This window comes from Streptomyces sp. WM6372 (assembly GCF_001279655.1).
Lineage (GTDB): Bacteria > Actinomycetota > Actinomycetes > Streptomycetales > Streptomycetaceae > Streptomyces.
Genome location: NZ_LGDB01000115.1, coordinates 190,881 through 208,182 on the forward strand (window position 1 = coordinate 190,881; position 17,302 = coordinate 208,182).

The 17,302-nt window shown below is 71.7% G+C and carries 19 protein-coding genes and 1 riboswitch; of the genes, 8 read left to right on the forward strand and 11 right to left on the reverse strand.

What is annotated here, in order from left to right:
* Positions 1-18: 18 nt before the first annotated feature.
* The gene (locus ADK52_RS10550) at positions 19-750 is read right to left on the reverse strand and encodes a CDP-alcohol phosphatidyltransferase family protein (RefSeq protein ID WP_053689479.1); all 732 of its coding nucleotides are present in this window, start codon (positions 748-750) and stop codon (positions 19-21) included.
* A gap of 176 nt (positions 751-926) precedes the next feature.
* Complete coding sequence (glgX, locus tag ADK52_RS10555; RefSeq protein WP_078988224.1) at positions 927-3,233, reverse strand: glycogen debranching protein GlgX; 2,307 nt, start codon at positions 3,231-3,233, stop codon at positions 927-929.
* A gap of 180 nt (positions 3,234-3,413) precedes the next feature.
* On the opposite strand from glgX, the gene ADK52_RS10560 reads away from it, so the two are divergent.
* From ADK52_RS10560 to ADK52_RS10590, 7 genes are all read left to right on the forward strand, one after another.
* Entirely contained in the window at positions 3,414-4,634 is a 1,221-nt protein-coding gene (locus tag ADK52_RS10560; protein ID WP_053689515.1) for a L,D-transpeptidase, read from the forward strand.
* 182 nt (positions 4,635-4,816) lie between these two features.
* Complete coding sequence (locus ADK52_RS10565; protein WP_053689480.1) at positions 4,817-6,061, forward strand: L,D-transpeptidase; 1,245 nt, start codon at positions 4,817-4,819, stop codon at positions 6,059-6,061.
* 85 nt (positions 6,062-6,146) lie between these two features.
* A complete protein-coding gene (locus ADK52_RS10570; protein WP_053689481.1) occupies positions 6,147-6,914 on the forward strand; it encodes an enoyl-CoA hydratase/isomerase family protein in 768 nt (255 codons plus the stop codon).
* Between the two features lie 243 nt (positions 6,915-7,157).
* A complete protein-coding gene (locus ADK52_RS10575) occupies positions 7,158-7,661 on the forward strand; it encodes an ATP-binding protein (protein ID WP_053689482.1) in 504 nt (167 codons plus the stop codon).
* A gap of 419 nt (positions 7,662-8,080) precedes the next feature.
* Positions 8,081-8,860, forward strand: coding sequence for a polysaccharide deacetylase family protein (locus ADK52_RS10580; RefSeq protein WP_053689483.1), 780 nt, complete (start codon positions 8,081-8,083; stop codon positions 8,858-8,860).
* The gene (locus ADK52_RS10585) at positions 8,857-10,047 is read left to right on the forward strand and encodes a YncE family protein (protein WP_053689484.1); all 1,191 of its coding nucleotides are present in this window, start codon (positions 8,857-8,859) and stop codon (positions 10,045-10,047) included. The genes ADK52_RS10580 and ADK52_RS10585 overlap by 4 nt, the downstream gene beginning before the upstream one ends.
* An 88-nt stretch (positions 10,048-10,135) precedes the next feature.
* A complete protein-coding gene (locus ADK52_RS10590; RefSeq protein ID WP_030159204.1) occupies positions 10,136-10,348 on the forward strand; it encodes an EF-hand domain-containing protein in 213 nt (70 codons plus the stop codon).
* Positions 10,349-10,417: 69 nt separating this feature from the next.
* Here ADK52_RS10590 and ADK52_RS10595 read toward each other — a convergent pair whose 3' ends face one another.
* The 9 genes from ADK52_RS10595 to ADK52_RS10635 form a co-directional block, all read right to left on the reverse strand.
* Entirely contained in the window at positions 10,418-10,954 is a 537-nt protein-coding gene (locus tag ADK52_RS10595; RefSeq protein WP_053689485.1) for a PadR family transcriptional regulator, read from the reverse strand.
* A gap of 55 nt (positions 10,955-11,009) precedes the next feature.
* Positions 11,010-11,840, reverse strand: coding sequence for an energy-coupling factor ABC transporter ATP-binding protein (locus tag ADK52_RS10600; RefSeq protein WP_420714841.1), 831 nt, complete (start codon positions 11,838-11,840; stop codon positions 11,010-11,012).
* A gap of 5 nt (positions 11,841-11,845) precedes the next feature.
* The gene (gene cbiQ, locus ADK52_RS10605) at positions 11,846-12,595 is read right to left on the reverse strand and encodes a cobalt ECF transporter T component CbiQ (RefSeq protein ID WP_053689486.1); all 750 of its coding nucleotides are present in this window, start codon (positions 12,593-12,595) and stop codon (positions 11,846-11,848) included.
* A 3-nt stretch (positions 12,596-12,598) separates the two neighbouring features.
* Complete coding sequence (locus ADK52_RS10610) at positions 12,599-12,997, reverse strand: energy-coupling factor ABC transporter substrate-binding protein (protein WP_053689517.1); 399 nt, start codon at positions 12,995-12,997, stop codon at positions 12,599-12,601.
* Positions 12,998-13,002: 5 nt separating this feature from the next.
* Positions 13,003-13,695 (reverse strand): energy-coupling factor ABC transporter permease, encoded by a 693-nt coding sequence (locus ADK52_RS10615; protein ID WP_053689487.1) that lies wholly within the window; start codon positions 13,693-13,695, stop codon positions 13,003-13,005.
* Between the two features lie 28 nt (positions 13,696-13,723).
* Positions 13,724-13,918: riboswitch (cobalamin riboswitch) on the reverse strand.
* Between the two features lie 111 nt (positions 13,919-14,029).
* Positions 14,030-14,530 (reverse strand): AMIN-like domain-containing (lipo)protein, encoded by a 501-nt coding sequence (locus tag ADK52_RS10620; protein WP_053689488.1) that lies wholly within the window; start codon positions 14,528-14,530, stop codon positions 14,030-14,032.
* Between the two features lie 117 nt (positions 14,531-14,647).
* The gene (locus ADK52_RS10625; protein ID WP_053689489.1) at positions 14,648-15,055 is read right to left on the reverse strand and encodes an SsgA family sporulation/cell division regulator; all 408 of its coding nucleotides are present in this window, start codon (positions 15,053-15,055) and stop codon (positions 14,648-14,650) included.
* 199 nt (positions 15,056-15,254) lie between these two features.
* Positions 15,255-15,560: a hypothetical protein gene (locus ADK52_RS10630; RefSeq protein WP_053689490.1), complete on the reverse strand. Its 306-nt coding sequence runs from the start codon at positions 15,558-15,560 to the stop codon at positions 15,255-15,257.
* Between the two features lie 261 nt (positions 15,561-15,821).
* Complete coding sequence (locus ADK52_RS10635) at positions 15,822-17,204, reverse strand: L-serine ammonia-lyase (protein WP_053689491.1); 1,383 nt, start codon at positions 17,202-17,204, stop codon at positions 15,822-15,824.
* Here ADK52_RS10635 and ADK52_RS39785 point away from each other — a divergent pair.
* Positions 17,167-17,302: serine dehydratase beta chain (locus tag ADK52_RS39785; RefSeq protein ID WP_324615899.1), on the forward strand; the 136-nt coding region annotated here is incomplete at its 3' end. The genes ADK52_RS10635 and ADK52_RS39785 overlap by 38 nt on opposite strands.

Here is a 17,302-nt window from a genome sequence, read left to right on the forward strand (position 1 = left end):
GGTCGCGTACGGGGCCGCTCAGCGCGGTACGGCGCTGAGCTCCCGGAACCACTTCACGAGGAACGCGGCCAGGAACAGCGCGGCGACCGCGCCGAGCCCCGCGTACGCCCAGCGGAACAGCCCCCCGCCCCCGAGCGCGAGGAACACCAGGCAGAACACGCCGTAGTCCACGGGCAGCAGGGCCACCGCACGCACGGTCGAGGGCGCGGCGGCGGGGCTCCCCGGCGCCGGCTTCGGCTTGAGCTTCTCGGTCAGCAGCCCGCCGAAGAAGGTGACGACCGAGGCGAACTGGAAGCCCAGCGGCACCAGCAGCCAGCCGTCCCCGCCCGCCCCGCCCGTCCCGTACTCCTCGGGGAAGCGGTAGAACGCGATCAGCACGCAGCTGTGCAGGGCGGTCAGCTTGGCGCAGTCCACGACGTGGTCCAGCCACTCGCCCGCGGCGCTGCCGCCCCCGCGCAGCCGGGCCAGCTGCCCGTCGGCCGAGTCGAAGGCGAAGCCGACGGCGAGCGCGGCCCACACGGCGACGCCCAGCCCCCACGAGGGCGCGGCGAGCGCCACGGCGGCCGCGGCGGCGAAGCTGAAGGCGGCGCTGACCAGCGTCACCTGGTTCGGGGTCAGCCCGAGCGCATACGACACGGCGGCCAGATACCGCCCCGCGGGCCGGTTGACGAACCGCGAATAGAGCGACACCCCCTTCGCCGACTTCTGCGCCCCGCGCAGCTCCCGCAGCGCGGTCCCCACTCTCGCCATGCGTACCCCTGATCCCTGCCGGTGTGGCACACGTGTACGGGTCGGGTGCACGTGTGTACGAGGCCACATCATCGCAGGACGCATGAGGCCTCCTGCTCCGGTTCGGCCGACCACCCGCCTCAGCCGAACGCCCGCCTCGGCCCGCCACTCGCCCGAGCCCGCCGCCTGCCACCCCCTCAGCCGACCACCCGCAGCAGCAGCACCGACCGGGCCGGCACCGTCAGCGTCTCCCCGCCCCGGTGCCGGGTGCCGGGCGGCGCGGCCTGGTCCTCCCGCGCGGTGTCCAGCACCAGCTCGTAGACCGCCGCCCACGGAGCGCCCGGCAGCACCCACGCCACCGGCCGGTCCCCGGCGTGCAGCAGGGCCAGGAAGCTGTCGTCGGCGACCTGCCGCCCCCGCTCGTCGCGGCCCGGAATGTCCCGCCCCGACAGGTACATGCCGAGCGCGGCGGCCGGGGCGTACCAGTCCCGCTCGGTCATCTCCGTGCCCGCCGGGGTGAACCAGGCCAGGTCCCGCAGCCCGTCCGCGCCCTGCGGCCGCCCCGAGAAGAAGGCCCGCCGGCGCAGCACCGGATGCTCCTGGCGCAGCGCCACCAGCCGCGCGGCCAGCGCGAACAGCTCCCGCCAGGCCGGATCCTCCAGCAGCGACCAGTCCACCCAGCCCGTCTCGTTGTCCTGGCAGTACGCGTTGTTGTTGCCGCCCTGCGTCCGCCCGAACTCGTCCCCGGCCACCAGCATCGGCACCCCGGTCGACAGCAGCAGCGTGGTCAGCAGATTGCGCAGCTGCCGCCGCCGCAGCACCCCGATCCGGGCATCGTCCGTCTCACCCTCCACCCCGCAGTTCCACGAGCGGTTGTCGTTGGTCCCGTCGCGGCCCGCCTCCCCGTTGGCCTCGTTGTGCTTGCGCTCGTACGACACCAGGTCGCGCAGGGTGAAGCCGTCGTGCGCCGTCACGAAGTTCACCGAGGCGTACGGTCGCCGCCCGCCCCACGCGTACAGGTCGCTGGAGCCCGACAATCGGTACCCGAGGTCCCGTACGTCGGGCAGCGCGCCCCGCCAGAAGTCCCGTACGGCATCGCGGTACCGGTCGTTCCACTCCGTCCACAGCGGCGGGAACGCCCCCACCTGGTAGCCGCCCGAGCCCACGTCCCAGGGCTCGGCGATCAGCTTGACCCGCCGCAGCACCGGGTCCTGGGCGATCACCGCGAGGAACGGCGACAGCATGTCCACGTCGTGCATCGAGCGGGCCAGTGCCGCCGCCAGGTCGAAGCGGAACCCGTCCACCCCCATCTCCGTCACCCAGTAGCGCAGCGAATCCGTGATGAGCCGCAGCACGTGCGGGCGCCCGGCGTGCAGGGTGTTTCCGCAGCCCGTGTAGTCGGCGTACCGGCGCTGGTCGGACTGGAGCCGGTAGTAGCCCCGGTTGTCGATCCCGCGCAGCGACAGCGTCGGGCCGAGCTCGCCCGCCTCCGCCGTGTGGTTGTAGACCACGTCGAGGATGACCTCGATCCCGGCCGCGTGCAGGGCCCGCACCATCCGCTTGAACTCGCCGACCTGCTGGCCGGCCGTACCGGACGAGGAGTAGCCGGCGTGCGGGGCGAAGTAGCCGATCGAGTTGTAGCCCCAGTGGTTGCGCAGGCCCCGGCGCAGCAGGTGGTCCTCGTGCGCGAACTGGTGCACCGGCAGCAGTTCGACCGCCGTCACGCCCAGCTTCACCAGGTGCTCCACCGCCGCGGGATGGGCCAGGCCCGCGTACGTGCCGCGCAGCTCCTCGGGAACACCCGGATGGCGCATCGTGAACCCGCGCACGTGCAGCTCGTAGATCACCGAATCGGCCCACGGGGTCTTCGGCCGGACGTCGTCCGCCCAGTCGTCGTCATCGTGGACGACGACCCCCTTGGGGACGTACGGCGCCGAGTCGCGGTCGTCGCGCACGGTGTCCGCGATGTACTGCTGCGGCCAGTCGCGGACGTGCCCGTACACCTCCGGCGGCAGCGCGAAGTCCCCGTCGACGGCCCGGGCGTACGGGTCCAGCAGCAGCTTGGCCGGATTGAACCGGGCTCCCGTCCAGGGGTCCCAGCGGCCGTGCACCCGGAACCCGTACCGCTGACCGGGGCGCACCCCGGGCAGGAAGCCGTGCCAGATCTCGTGCGTCAGCTCGGTCAGCGCGCACCGGGTCTCGGCGCCCTCCGCGTCGAAGAGGCACACCTCCACCGCCTCCGCGCCCTGGGCCCACAGCGCGAAGTTGGTGCCGGCCGTCCCGTCCGGGCCGGTACGGAACCGCGCCCCCAGCGGGTGCGAGGACCCCGGCCACACCGGGGGCCCCGAGCGCGTGACGGCCCGTAAGGCCGACTCGCGACCCTGTACCAGCGGCCCGCTCCGCTGACCGTTGACGTGCGGGGCGGGCGACTCCACTGAGGTCACTGAGGTCACTGACTCCATGGCGGCGGTATCCACCGCCTCTTGCTCGGCTGCGCTCGACACTGCCCGCCTCCACGGCTCCTGGGTACCGGCGGGGGAAGGGAGTGCGGCCCCGGCGTCCCTGCCCGGGCCCGCCCCCGTCTGGTCCTTCCCACTGTTCTGCCCGGAGAGATCTGCCCGGAACGTGGCCCGCGCTCACGTTTCCCCCGGAGGGGGCCGGTCGTTGGAGGGATCGTGACACTTCTGACGAGGCGGGCAGGGGCGGGCTTGGCCGCCGTGGCGGCATGGGCGGGCCTGCTGGGCGGCCTGGCCGGATGCACCGCGAGCGGCGGTTCCCCCGTCGAGATCCAGCTTCCCGGCAAACCCCGGTCGCCCGACGAGGCCATCCGGATCACCCCGGAGGACAACGCCAAGGGGGTCCCGGCCGAGGGTCCGCTGACCGTCAGAGTGCCCGAGGGCCGCCTCGAACGGGTCGTGGTGACCAAGGTCGAGGACGCCCAGGAGGAGCGCGTGCCCGGCTCCATCGCCCCCGACGGACTCAGCTGGAGCCCCGACACCGAGGGCGGGCGGCTCGCGCTCGCCGCCAAGTACACCGTGGACGCGGTCGCGCTCGACGGCCACAACCGCCGCCAGGCCCGGCACACCACCTTCACCACCTACGTCCCCGAGGAGCGGTTCATCGGCTACTTCAAGCCGGAGAACCGCTCCACCGTAGGCACCGGCATGATCGTCTCCTTCAACTTCAACCGGTCGATCGCGAACCGCGCCGACGTCGAGCGGGCCATCACCATCACCTCCAAGCCCCCGGTGCAGGTCGTCGGCCACTGGTTCGGCAAGGAGCGCCTCGATTTCCGGCCCAAGGCGTACTGGAAGCCCGGCACCGAGGTCACCATCACGATGAACCTGCGGGACGTGCAGGGCGCGCCCGGCTCGTACGGCATCCAGGACAAGTCCGTCACCTTCACGGTCGGCCGCTCCCAGGTCTCCCTCGTGGACGCGGAGGCGCACACGATGGAGGTCCGCCGCGACGGGAAGCTGGTCCAGACCCTCCCGATCAGCGCCGGAGCGCCCAAGAACACCACCTACAACGGCAAGATGGTGGTGCTGGAGATGTTCGACGTGACCCGGATGAACGGCCAGACCGTCGGGTTCGGCGGCGAGTACGACATCCCCGACGTCCCGCACGCCATGCGGCTCACCACCTCCGGGACCTTCCTGCACGGGAACTACTGGGCCAGCCCGGACACCTTCGGCTCCACCAACACCAGCCACGGCTGCGTGGGGCTGCGCGACGACAAGGGCGGCGGCTCGGACACCCCGGCCGGCTGGTTCTTCGACCGGACCCTGGTCGGGGACGTGGTGGAGGTCGTGAACTCCCAGGACAAGACGGTCGCCCCGAACAACGGGCTGGGCGGCTGGAACATGTCCTGGGCGGACTGGGTCGTGGGCTCCGCCATCACCTGAGGTCCGCCGGGCGCCTGCCGGAGGCGCCCGGGGCACCGAACCGGGTACCGAGGACTCAGTCCGCCCCGGTCCGCCGGGCGTTCCCCCCTCTTGGGACGGAACGGTGACAAGACCGTTTCTCTTCGTGATCCCCCCGTGTGATTTCCTGTCGACATGCGCGCGACTGTCCGCGCGCGGGGGACATGGGGAGAAGAAGAGTGAACCTGCAGCCGATACGCGGCCGCGCCCGCCGCACCGGCCTGCCGGCCCTCCTGCTCGGAGCGGCACTGCTGCTCACCAGCGCGTGCAGCGGAGGCGGCAACACGGGTGGGGGAGGCGGCGACAACGGCGGCGCCGGCGGAGGCGGCAAGAACGGCACCGAGGCGTCCAAGGCCGTCGTCAACGTCAAGCCGGACGACGGGGCCAAGGAGGTCGCGACCAGCGGCATCCTGAAGATAACCAGCACCGGCGGCAAGCTCACCACGGTGACCGTCGCCGACACCAAGGGCAACGCCGTCGACGGCAAGCTCGCCGAGGACGGCGCGAGCTGGGAGCCCGCCCGCAACCTGGCCGCCGCCACCGAGTACAAGGTGCACGCCGTCGCCAAGGACGAGGCCGGCCGCGAGTCCGCCAAGGACACCACGTTCACCACCCTCACCCCGACCAACACCTTCGTCGGCCACTACACGCCCGAGGACGGCGAGACCGTCGGCGTGGGCATGCCGGTGTCGTTCAACTTCACCCGCGGCATCACCAACACCGAGGCCGTCGAGAAGGCCATCTCGGTGACGGCCGAGCCGTCGGTCCCGGTCGAGGGCCACTGGTTCGGCAACGACCGCCTCGACTTCCGCCCCGAGAAGTACTGGGCGGCGGGCACCAAGGTCACCGTGAAGATCGCCCTCGACGGCGTCGAAGGCCGTCCCGGCGTCTACGGCAAGCAGACCCGTACGGTCACCTTCACCATCGGCCGCTCGCAGGTCTCCACGGTCGACGCGAGCGAGCACACGATGCAGGTCGTCCGTGACGGCCAGGTGTTCAAGGACCTCCCGATCACCGCGGGCGCCCCGTCGACGACCACGTACAACGGGCAGATGGTCATCAGCGAGAAGTACAAGGTGACCCGGATGAACGGCGCGACCGTCGGCTTCGGCGGCGAGTACGACATCTCGGACGTCCCGCACGCGATGCGCCTGTCGCAGTCGGGCACCTTCGTCCACGGCAACTACTGGGCCTCCTCGGGCACGTTCGGCTCCGAGAACGTCAGCCACGGCTGCGTGGGCCTCAAGGACGTCCGCGGCGCGGGTGACGGCAACCAGCCGGCCGCCTGGTTCTTCAACGAGTCGCTGATCGGCGACGTCGTCATCGTGAAGAACTCCAAGGACAAGCAGATCGCCCCGGACAACGGCCTCAACGGCTGGAACATGGACTGGGCGGAGTGGATCAAGTAGTCCTCCCCCGTACGTAGTCGAGTGGCCCGGTGCTGTGACCCACGGCACCGGGCCACTCGCGTTAGCCACCGCTAACCTTCCGCGTATGACCCTCTCTCTCGAAGTCTCCGAAGGCGTCGGCACCCTCCGCCTGGACCGGCCGCCCATGAACGCCCTGGACATCGCCACCCAGGACCGGCTGCGCCAGCTCGCGGTGGAGGCCACCGACCGGGCCGACGTACGCGCGGTGATCATCTACGGCGGCGAGAAGGTGTTCGCGGCCGGCGCGGACATCAAGGAGATGCAGACGATGGACCACGCGGCGATGGTCGCCCGGTCCCGCGCGCTCCAGGACGCGTTCACCGCCGTCGCCCGGATCCCCAAGCCCGTCGTGGCCGCCGTCACCGGCTACGCCCTCGGCGGCGGTTGCGAGCTCGCGCTGTGCGCCGACTACCGGATCGCCGCCGACAACGCGAAGCTCGGCCAGCCCGAGATCCTGCTCGGCCTGATCCCGGGGGCCGGCGGCACCCAGCGGCTGTCCCGGCTCATCGGCCCGTCCAAGGCCAAGGACCTGATCTTCACCGGCCGCATGGTCAAGGCCGAGGAGGCGCTCGCCCTCGGCCTCGTGGACCGCGTCGTGCCCGCCGCCGAGGTGTACGAGCAGGCGCACGCCTGGGCCGCCAAGCTGGCCCAGGGCCCGGCGATCGCGCTGCGCGCCGCCAAGGAGTGCGTGGACGCGGGCCTGGAGGCGGACATCGACACCGGCCTGACCATCGAACGCAACTGGTTCGCGGGCCTGTTCGCCACCGAGGACCGCGAGCGCGGCATGCGCAGCTTCGTCGAGGAGGGCCCGGGCAAGGCGAAGTTCGTCTAGCCGGAAAGCCGTTGGTCCTCCCTAGGGGTGGATTAGCCAGGCCTTAAGGGAGCCTTAAGGAGCGGTGGAGATCCACTCCGGGTGATCTTCCGGGAGCGGTGGGTCACCGCAGATCAGGGTGGTCCCACGGCTCTCCGGTTGCCCCGCGCATATGACGGAACGCCCCCTTGGAATCAATGATTCCGGGGGGTGTTTTCCTGAGGAACGGCCCGTGCGGGCACATCGGCCGTCCATGATGGGTCCATGGCGGGCCTGGAGGGTGTGGAACAGCCGCGGCAGCGCAACAGCGCTTCCGCCGTACGGCTGACGGCGGCTCTTGAGGACGAACAGGGTCTCAAGGCACTGGAGTTGTACGGGAACCCGGCTGAGGTGGAAGTGAACCTGCCGTCCATGCCGGAGTCGGCGAGCACGGCCCGCCGGCTCGCCCAGTACGTGGTGATCCGCTTCTGGGGTTTCTCCCCGCAGGTGTCCGAGCACACCGTCCTGCTGGTCTCCGAGCTCGTCGGCAACGCGGTGCGGCACACCGGCGCCCGGTCCTTCGGCTTACGGATGCACCGGCGGCGCGGCTGGATCCGGATCGAGGTGCGCGACCCCTCGCGCGGGCTGCCCTGCCTGATGCCGGTGCACGAGCTGGACACCACCGGGCGGGGGCTCTTCCTCGTCGACAAGCTCTCCGACCGCTGGGGCGCCGACCTGCTGCCGCGCGGCAAGATCACCTGGTTCGAGATGCGGGTCGCCGACCGCTGACCGCCCCCGTGCGGGCGCTGTCCCCCTGCGGGCGCCGTCCCCCGAAACGCCTGAAGCCCCCGGTCGCCGTGGTGGGGCGTCGTGGGGGCTTCATGGGTGCGCCGAGGATCGAAGGGGGTGTGATCCTCGGCGTGGCGACTTCGCTCGGGTCAATGGGGAAGCCGTGATTCCGACTATGGCAGACGGGCGACCAAACGCCAAAAGTCCCAACCTGGACATAAGTGTGCAAATAGTAAGAGTTTCGGGTTGAATCCTAGGTGAGGTGGGCCACTCACCTCGCATTCGATGAATAACTATCCACCGCTCCGTGTGATTCATTGATCGGATACCGGACGCTCCCTCGTCCGGGTGCACTCCGATGAAGGTCCCGAAATGGGTCAATCGTTATCTTCCACAGCATCCACCCCTTAAATGGGCGGGTGCTCTGCTACCCGGACCGCCGATCCGCCCTCCGCGCCGGCGCCGCGGCCGCCGTCGGCGCCCTCACCGCCGCCTGCGGCACGGACGCCCGTACGCCCGCCGGCCCGCCCGCCGTGGCGCCCTCGGCGAAACCCGCGCCCGTCCGGGCCGCCGCCGCCCCGCGCCGGTTCCCCGGCCAGCCCGACGAGATCGCGCACGGTCCGCGCGACCGCCCCCGGGTCGCCCTCACCTTCCACGGCAACGGGGACCCCGCCATCGCCCGGGCCGTACTGGCCGAGGCCGAGAGGGCGGGCGCGCGGGTCACCGTACTGGCGATCGGCAGCTGGCTCGACGCCCACCCGGACATGGCCCGCCGGGTCCTGGACGGCGGCCACGAGCTCGGCAACCACACCCAGCGCCACCTCGCGATCAACGACATGCCCGAGGCGGAGGCCTACGCCGAGATCACCGGCTGCGCCCAGCGGCTGAAGCGGCTCACCGGCTCCATCGGCACCTGGTTCCGCCCCTCCCAGACCCAGTACGCCACCCCGCTGGTCAAGGAGCTGGCCCGGCGGGCGGGCTACCCGCACGTCCTCTCGTACGACGTGGACTCCCTCGACTTCACCTCGCCCGGCGCCGCGGCCGTCATCCGCACCGTCACCGGGACGATCCACGGCGGATCGGTGGTGAGCCTGCACTTCGGCTACGCGGACACGGTCGACGCGATGCCGCCCCTCCTCGAAGAACTCGCGCGCCGGAAGCTGCGCGCGGTGACCACCACGGAGCTGCTGACCTCATGACGACCACCCGCCTTCCCCGGAAGGCCACCGTGCTGCTGGCCGGTCTGGTCCTCGCCGCCCTGGCCGGCTGCGGATCGGCCGACAAGGAGCCCTCCGAGGCGCTCGGCTCCGCGGCCCCGGCCCGGCAGCCCGTCAAGGCCGTCCCGGCCGTACCGCCCGGCCTGGCCGGCATGCCGCCGCTCCTGGACCCGAAGGACGTGTACGCGGCCGACCGGCCGAACAACCTCTCGCCGCTGGTCAAGGACTTCCCGTCGCGGGTCTACGTGCCGAACACCACCTCCAACACGGTGTCCGTCATCGACCCGAAGACGTACAAGGTCATCGACACCATCCCGGTCGGGATCCAGCCCCAGCACGTCGTCCCGTCCTGGGACATGAAGACCCTGTGGGTCAACAACAACCGCGGCCACACGCTCACCCCGATCAACCCGGCCACCGGCGAGGCGGGCGAACCGGTCGAGGTGCACGACCCGTACAACCTGTACTTCACGCCGAACGGCACGTACGCGGTCGTGATGGCCTCCATGGACCGCGAGCTGGTCTTCCGCGATCCGCACACGATGAACCGGGTGAAGACGGTCCCGGTGACCTGCTTCGGGGTCAACCACGCGGACTTCTCCGCCGACGGCCGGTACTTCATCGTGAGCTGCGAGTTCTCCGGCGAGCTCCTCAAGGTCGACACCGAGAAGATGGAGGTCATCGGCCAGCAGAAGCTGCCGTTCGAGGGCGCGATGCCGCAGGACGTGAAGGTCTCCCCGGACGGGAAGACCTTCTACGTCGCGGACATGATGGCGGACGGCATGTGGGTGCTCAGCGGGGACAAGTTCGACATCCCCAAGCTGCTGCCCACCGGGAAGGGCACGCACGGCCTGTACGTGAGCCGCGACTCCAGGGAGATGTACATCTCCAACCGGGGCGAGGGCAGCATCTCCGTCTTCGACTTCAAACAGAACAAGCTCACGAAGAAGTGGGAGCTGCCGGACGGCGGCAGCCCGGACATGGGCGGTGTCTCCGCCGACGGCAAGGTGCTGTGGCTGTCGGGGCGCTACAACTCCGAGGTCTACGCGATCGACACGGCGACCGGTCGGCAGCTCGCCAAGATCCGGGTGGGCGGCGGCCCGCACGGCCTGGCCGTCTACCCGCAGCCGGGCCGCTACTCGCTCGGCCACACGGGGATCTTCCGCTAGGCCACGGCGCCGGGACCCGCGGGAGGGGCGGGGCCCGGCTGCCGCTACCCTTGGCCGGTCAACAAGCACCGAGAAGGGGTGGATCCCAGTGGCTGACATCGAGAGCGCGCGGGCGACGTTCGGCAAGTTCGACGCGGACGGTGACGGCTTCGTCACGGCGGACGAGTACAGCGCGGCCATGAAGGCGATGGGCGACGCGTTCGTCACCGGCGCCGTCGCGGACGCCGTGATCGCCGCCAAGGACGCGAACGGCGACGGCCGCATGAGCTTCGACGAGTTCTGGGCCGCCCTGAACAAGTAAGAGCCAGCCAGCCCTTGCGCAGAGCCCCCGCACCGCCCTCCTGTCGGGCGGGCGGGGGCTCTGCGCCGGTCAGCCCATGTCCTCGACCTCGGCCAGGGCCTCCTCCAGCCAGCGCAGCCAGAACGTCTCCAGGCCGGTGCCGCCGTGCAGGACGAGCCGCCGCAGCCGGTCCTCGTCGGAGTCCCGCCCCGGCGGGAAGTCCTTCTCCTCGATGGCCTCGTAGACCGCCAGCTGCCTCCGGTGCAGCTCCAGGTGGCGCCGCAGCTCCGCGGCCAGCCCGTTCGGCCCCACCACGGCGGCCGCCCGGATGCGCAGCAGCAGCGGATCCCGGATGGCCTTCGGGTCCTGCATCTCGCCGACCCACCGCGCCAGCTCCGCGCTGCCGGCGTCCAGGACCTCGTACTGCTTCTTCTGCCCCCGTACGGGCACCTCGCTGGGCAGCGCCCGGATCAGCCCCGCCTCCTCCAGCCGGCCGAGCTCGCGGTAGATCTGCTGGTGCGTCGCGGACCAGAAGTACCCGATCGACTTGTCGAACCGCCGCGTCAGCTCCAGCCCCGACGAGGGCTTCTCCATCAGGGCGGTGAGGATGGCGTGCGGCAGCGACATGCCGCCATCCTAGGGATGGAGACCCGGGGCATGGAGAACCGAGGCATGGAGACCCCTACTGCCAGGCGGACAGGGCTTCCGGGGTCTTCGGGCCCGGGGCCTGCGGGGCCAGGAGGGCGCGGGCGCGGAGGAAGGACGCCACCGCCGGGGACCAGGCCTGGCGCAGTCCCGCCGCGGCCAGGAGCCGCGGATCCGACAGGAGGGTCTCCGCCGGGCCCGTGCGGATGCCCGACGGGGTCAGGACCGCCGCGTCGTCGGCCCAGCGGACCGCCAGGTCCACGTCGTGCGTGGCCATCACCACCGTGGTGCCGGCCGCGCGCAGCCCCGCGAGGACGTCCAGCAGGCGCTCCTGTCCGTCGGGGTCCAGGCCCGCCGTCGGCTCGTCCAGGATCAGCACCCGCGGGGCCATCGCCACCGCCCCCGCGATCGCCGCGCGCTTGCGCTGGCCGTACGAGAGAAGGTGCGTCGGGCGGTCCCGCAGCGTCGTGATGTCCAGCGCGGCGAGCGCCGAGTCCACCCGGGCGCGGACCTCGTCCGCCGGCAGCCCCAGGTTCATCGGGCCGAACGACACGTCCTGCTCCACCGAGGCCGCGAACAGCTGGTCGTCCGGGTCCTGGACCACGAGCTGCACCGCCGTGCGCAGGCGGGTCAGCCCCGCCCGGTCGTACGAGACCGCCGCGCCGTCGAGGCGCAGCGACCCCGAGCCGGGCCGCAGGCCCCCGCTCAGCAGCCGCATCAGCGTGGTCTTCCCGCTGCCGTTGCGGCCCAGCAGGACCAGCGCCCGGCCCCGCGCGATGGAGAAGTCGACGTCGGCGAGGACCATCGGGCCGTCCTCGTACGCGTAGCCGGCGCCGGCCAGTTCGACCAACGGGTTCAACCGGTCCAACGGGTTCACGGGTAAAGCCCCTTCAGGGTGAGGGTCAGGGTGATCAGTGCCGCCAGGAGGGCCCCCGACGCCGCCAGGAACCGCCACGACAGGGCCGCCTCCGGTACGAGGACCCGCAGCGAGCCGTCGTAGCCGCGGCCGGCCAGCCCCTCCTGGAGCCGCGCCGCGCGGTCGAAGGCCCGTACGAAGGAGGTCGCGGCGAGCCCGGCCAGCGAACGCCACACCGCCGCCCGCCCGGACTGGCCCAGACGGGCCGCCTGGGCGCGCCGTACCTGGGCCATCGAGTCCAGCAGCAGGAAACCGATGCGGTACATGACCAGGGCCACGTCCACCACCGGCGCCGGGACCCCGGCCCGGACCAGCCGGGGCAGGACGTCCGAGACGGGCGTCGTGAAGGCGAACAGCAGCACCCCGAGGGAGGCCGCCGAGGTCCGCAGCAGCAGCTCCGCGGCGTGCCGGGGGCCGTCGGGCGCGAGTGAGACGAACCCGGCCGGGCCGCCGACGGCGACGAGCAGCGGCAGCGCGCCGGTGAAGCAGAAGCCCAGCGGGATCCGGAACGCCCGCCACAGCTGACGCCCGGCCACGCCCGCCGGGCCGAGGAGCACGGCCAGCGTGGCGGCGGCGACCAGGGGCCCGCCGGGCCAGGGCGGCAGGCACACGGCGGTGACCGTCAGACCGAACCCCAGCAGGGCTTTTTCCAGCGGATGGCGGCGGCGCCACCGACTGCCGTGCGCCGCCACGTCGATCGGCAGCACCGCCTACGACTCCGCGGTGGGGCCGGCGGCGGCACCGGCGGCACCAGTGGCACCAGCGGCACTCGCGGCGCCCGCGGCAGTGGCACCAGTGGCAGCGGCGGCAGCGGCAGCGGCCTGGCGGCGGCCCTTGCGGACGCCGAAGTAGTACGCGAGAACGCCCGCGCCCAGTGCCGCCTGGAGGGCGAACAGCGCCGACTCCACCTCCCCGGAGGGGGGTTCGTACAGCGGCGAGAACCAGGGCTCGTAGTCCGGTTTCAGCTCGGTGATCGCCGTCTCCGCCTGCGCGTCCGCGCCCGTGAACGGCTCCTCCTTGCCCTCGCCCATCCCCAGTGCGATCGGCAGTACCGCCAGTGCCGCCACCAGGAGCAGCAGCAGGCCGTTGATCTTCGTGTTCCGGCTCATGCCCATCAGACCGCCGCCTTCCGCTCGCTGCGACCGCTCAGCTTCGCGACGCCCAGCCGGACCAGGTCCGACTTGCTCGACTGCATCAGCAGCCGCATCACGAGCACCGTCAGCAGCCCCTCGCTCACCGCGAGCGGGATCTGGGTCACCGCGAAGATGCCCCCGAACTTCGCGAGGGCGCCCGGGAACCCGCTCCCCGGGTCAGGGAAGGCCAGCGCCAGCTGCACGGAGGTCACGCAGTAGGTGACCAGGTCGGCGAAGAAGGCGCCGAAGAAGACGGTCACCATCAGCGGGACGTCGAAGCGCTTCAGCAGCAGGTACACCCCGTAGCCCGCCCAGGGCCCGGCGATCGCCATCGAGAAGACGTTCGCGCCGAGGGTGGTCAGCCCGCCGTGCGCCAGCAGCAGCGCCTGGAAGAGCAGGGTGATCGTGCCGAGCACCGCCATGATCGGCGGCCGGAACAGGATCGCCCCGAGTCCGGTTCCGGTGGGGTGCGAGCAACTGCCCGTCACCGAAGGGATCTTCAGGGCGGAAAGGACGAAAGTGAACGCTCCGGACGCCCCGAGCAGCAGCGTGCTCTCCGGGTTCGCCTTCACCTCGCGGGTGAGGGCGCGGACACCGTGGACGACGAACGGAGCGGACGCGGCGCCCCAGGCGACCGCGTGCAAAGGGGGCAGGAACCCCTCGGCTATATGCATGAGTGGGGAGACCTCTCCAGCACCTCGTGGATGGACAACGCGCCCCGGCCGGTCTCCTGGCTCACGGGTGCTGATGCCCTGGCTCCGCCTTCCCGGGCGGTGCGGAACTTCCCGCGCCGCCCAGTGGCCTCCCGCGGGATGGAGCCGGACTTCCCGTTCACAGTGGCGAGGGCCGCACCGGTTCTCCACCGGTTTCCCGAACACCAAGGCCAGATGACCTTAGTCGGACGGACGGACCGGCACCAACCCGGCCCGAACGGTTCCGAACGGGTGCGGTCCGGCGGCGGCGCCGCCCGGGCCCGTACGAGGCTCCGGCCCGAGCGGCGGCCACGACCTAGCGGCAGACGTTGCGGTGCGCGACGTCCAGTACGAACCGCTCGGGCCCGTGCAGCGTGAAGGAGCTGACGGAGGGTTTGGCGCCGAAGGCGGCGCCGAAGGTCACGTACCCCTCGAAGTCGCCGGTCAGGGCGAGGCCCTTCAGTTGCGGCAGGTGGATCCTGACCAGCTTCGGCCCGCGGTACGTGCCGGCGCCCGTGCGGTCGTGCGCCGCGGCGGGATGCAGCCGGATCTCCAGGAAGTACTTCCCCGTCAGCGGGACGGGTGCGCCGGACCCGTCGTGGACCAGCCGGGGGACGCGGGTGACGGTGGCCCGGGGAACGTATCCCCGCAGGTCGATGACGATGCGGTCGTACGTGCAGTGTCCGCCCCAGCGGGCGTTCACGACGAGCGGCGTGGGCCGGACGGCGGCCGAGGCCGGCGCGGCGAGGGTGATCCCGGCGGTGAGCAGCGCACCTGTGGCGAGTGCCACGAGCTGCCGGCGGTGGAGGTGATTCATGACGTCCCCCTGATTCTTCGGAGGCGGGGACCGGTGTCACTGCTGAGGACACTCCCGGCGGGCTCATGGTTGCACCCAAACCGGAGCAAACCAAAAGAAACAGCCCTGAATCCTCCGCTACCGGGGGAGGAGGGTGCTGAGCTCGGCGTCGAGGTCGTAGTGCCGCCGCTCCTCGCCCCGCGGCACCAGCCCGACCAGCCGCCGGCACAGCGCCCGTACGTCCTTCGCCCGGGCGGACACCACGCAGCTCTGCGCGCCGTTGCTGAAGGCGAGGAAGACCCGAGGCTCCCCGCCCCGCCACCGCGGCCACACCTGGACGTCCCCCTCGCCCGTCGCGCAGATCTCCCCGTCGAGCAGCAGGTCCCGGGAGAACACCCAGCGCGCCAGGTGCATCCCGGCCCCCCGGAAGTCGAGCGCCAGCTCGTAGGGCCGGTCGCGGCGGTACGTGAAGGCCCCGCACACCGGCACGGGCTCGGGCGAGGCCTCCAGCCGGAGCGGGAGGACGCGGTACTCGATGCCGTCCATGCGCTGCGCCTCTCTGTCGTGTCCCGGCCGGGCGGCTTGCGGGCCCTCCCGGGCAAGCTAGCCCACCCCCCGGCCGCCCCGGCGGGCCGAAGGTCCCGACCCCGGGGGCCGCTGGGCCCGTCTTCTCACAGGAACGGGGACGGGAACGCGAAGGGGCCCGCCCTCCGGGGGGAAGGCGGGCCGCCGCGTCACCGGTCCGTTACGGGACGGGGTTGAACACGAACGAGCCGTTGGACTGCCCGATGGCGGTGAAGCCGGCGCCGTTGGCCTGGGCGCCGTTGCTCTGGTTGGACGCCCCGGAGCCCGTGGCGACCTGCTGGGTGGTGGAGGAGTTGCCGAGGTTGCCGCCGGCGACCCCGCTGCCGAGGATCTCGGCGACGGCGGCGTCGGACGAGACGCCCGCACCGGCTCCGTTGTCGGCCTGGGCCGTGCCGGCGAAGAGCGCGACGGCGAAGGGGAGCGCTGCGACGGCCGCCAGGACGCGGATGCTGCGGTTGCTTGCCATGATGAGGTCCTCCAGTGCACAAAAAGGCTGCGGTCCAAGGCGGTTGGCCGACCGCCGGGGGTGTGGCCGCGACGTCACGTGATCACCATGGCGCATGTGATCATCGAGAAACCAGCCCGCAGCGGAGGGTTCGCCCTCAAGCGTGATCAACTCCCCGCAAACCTCAATTGGCCTGCGATTTCACCGTGTTGTGGAACGCCGGAGGGGCCCGGCGCGCACCGCGCCGGGCCCCTCCTCCGTCATGCGTGCCGGATCAAGGCATCAGCATTCGATGACGTTGACGGCCAGGCCGCCGCGGGCGGTCTCCTTGTACTTGACCTTCATGTCGGCGCCGGTCTCCTTCATGGTCTTGATGACCTTGTCGAGGGAGACCTTGTGGCTGCCGTCGCCGCGCATGGCCATCTTGGCCGCGGTGACGGCCTTGACCGCCGCCATGCCGTTGCGCTCGATGCACGGGATCTGGACGAGGCCGCCGACCGGGTCGCAGGTCAGGCCCAGGTTGTGCTCCATGCCGATCTCGGCCGCGTTCTCCACCTGCTCTGGGGTGCAGCCCAGGACCTCGGCGAGGGCGCCCGCCGCCATCGAGCAGGCCGAGCCGACCTCGCCCTGGCAGCCGACCTCGGCGCCGGAGATCGAGGCGTTCTCCTTGAAGAGCAGGCCGATCGCACCCGCTGCCAGCAGGAAGCGGACCACGCCCTCCTCGTCGGCGCCGGGCACGAAGTTCACGTAGTAGTGCAGGACCGCCGGAATGATGCCCGCGGCGCCGTTCGTCGGAGCGGTGACCACCCGGCCGCCGGCCGCGTTCTCCTCGTTCACGGCCATCGCGTAGAGGGTGATCCACTCCATCGAGAGCGCCTGCGGGTCACCCTCGGAGCGGAGCTTGCGGGCGGTGTTCGCGGCCCGGCGCCGGACCTTCAGCCCGCCCGGCAGGATGCCCTCGCGCGACATGCCGCGCGCGACGCACGCCTGCATGACCCGCCAGATCTCCAGCAGGCCCTCGCGGATCTCCTCCTCGGTGCGCCAGGCCTTCTCGTTCTCCAGCATCATCGCGGAGATCGACAGGCCGCTCTCCCGGGCCATGCGCAGCATCTCGTCGCCGCTGCGGAAGGGGTACTTCAGCACCGTGTCGTCGAGCTTGATCCGGTCCTCGCCGACCGCGTCCTCGTCCACCACGAAGCCGCCGCCGACCGAGTAGTACGTCTTCTCCAGCAGCGGGGCGCCCGCGGCGTCGTACGCGAAGAGCGTCATGCCGTTCGCGTGGTACGGCAGGGACCGGCGGCGGTGCAGGATCAGCTGGCTCGGCTCGTCGAAGGCGATCTCGTGCGCGCTCCCTATCTCGGTGCCGAGCAGGCGCAGGCGGCCGGTCTTGCGGATGCGCTCCACCTCGTCGTCGGCGCTCTCCACGTTCACCGAGCGGGGGGAGTGGCCCTCCAGGCCCAGCAGCACCGCCTTGGGCGTGCCGTGGCCGTGGCCGGTCGCGCCGAGGGATCCGTACAGCTCGGCCCGGACCGCCGCCGTCTGGGCGAGTACGCCGTCCTTCTTCAGCCGGGTCACGAACATGCGGGCGGCCCGCATCGGGCCGACCGTGTGGGAGGAGGAGGGGCCGATGCCGATGGAGAAGAGATCGAAGACGGAGATGGCCACGGTGGCGGTCCGGGCCGAGCTGTACGGATCCCTCGGCGCGACCGGCCACGGCCACGGCACGCCCAAGGCGGTGCTGCTGGGCCTGGAGGGCCACCCCC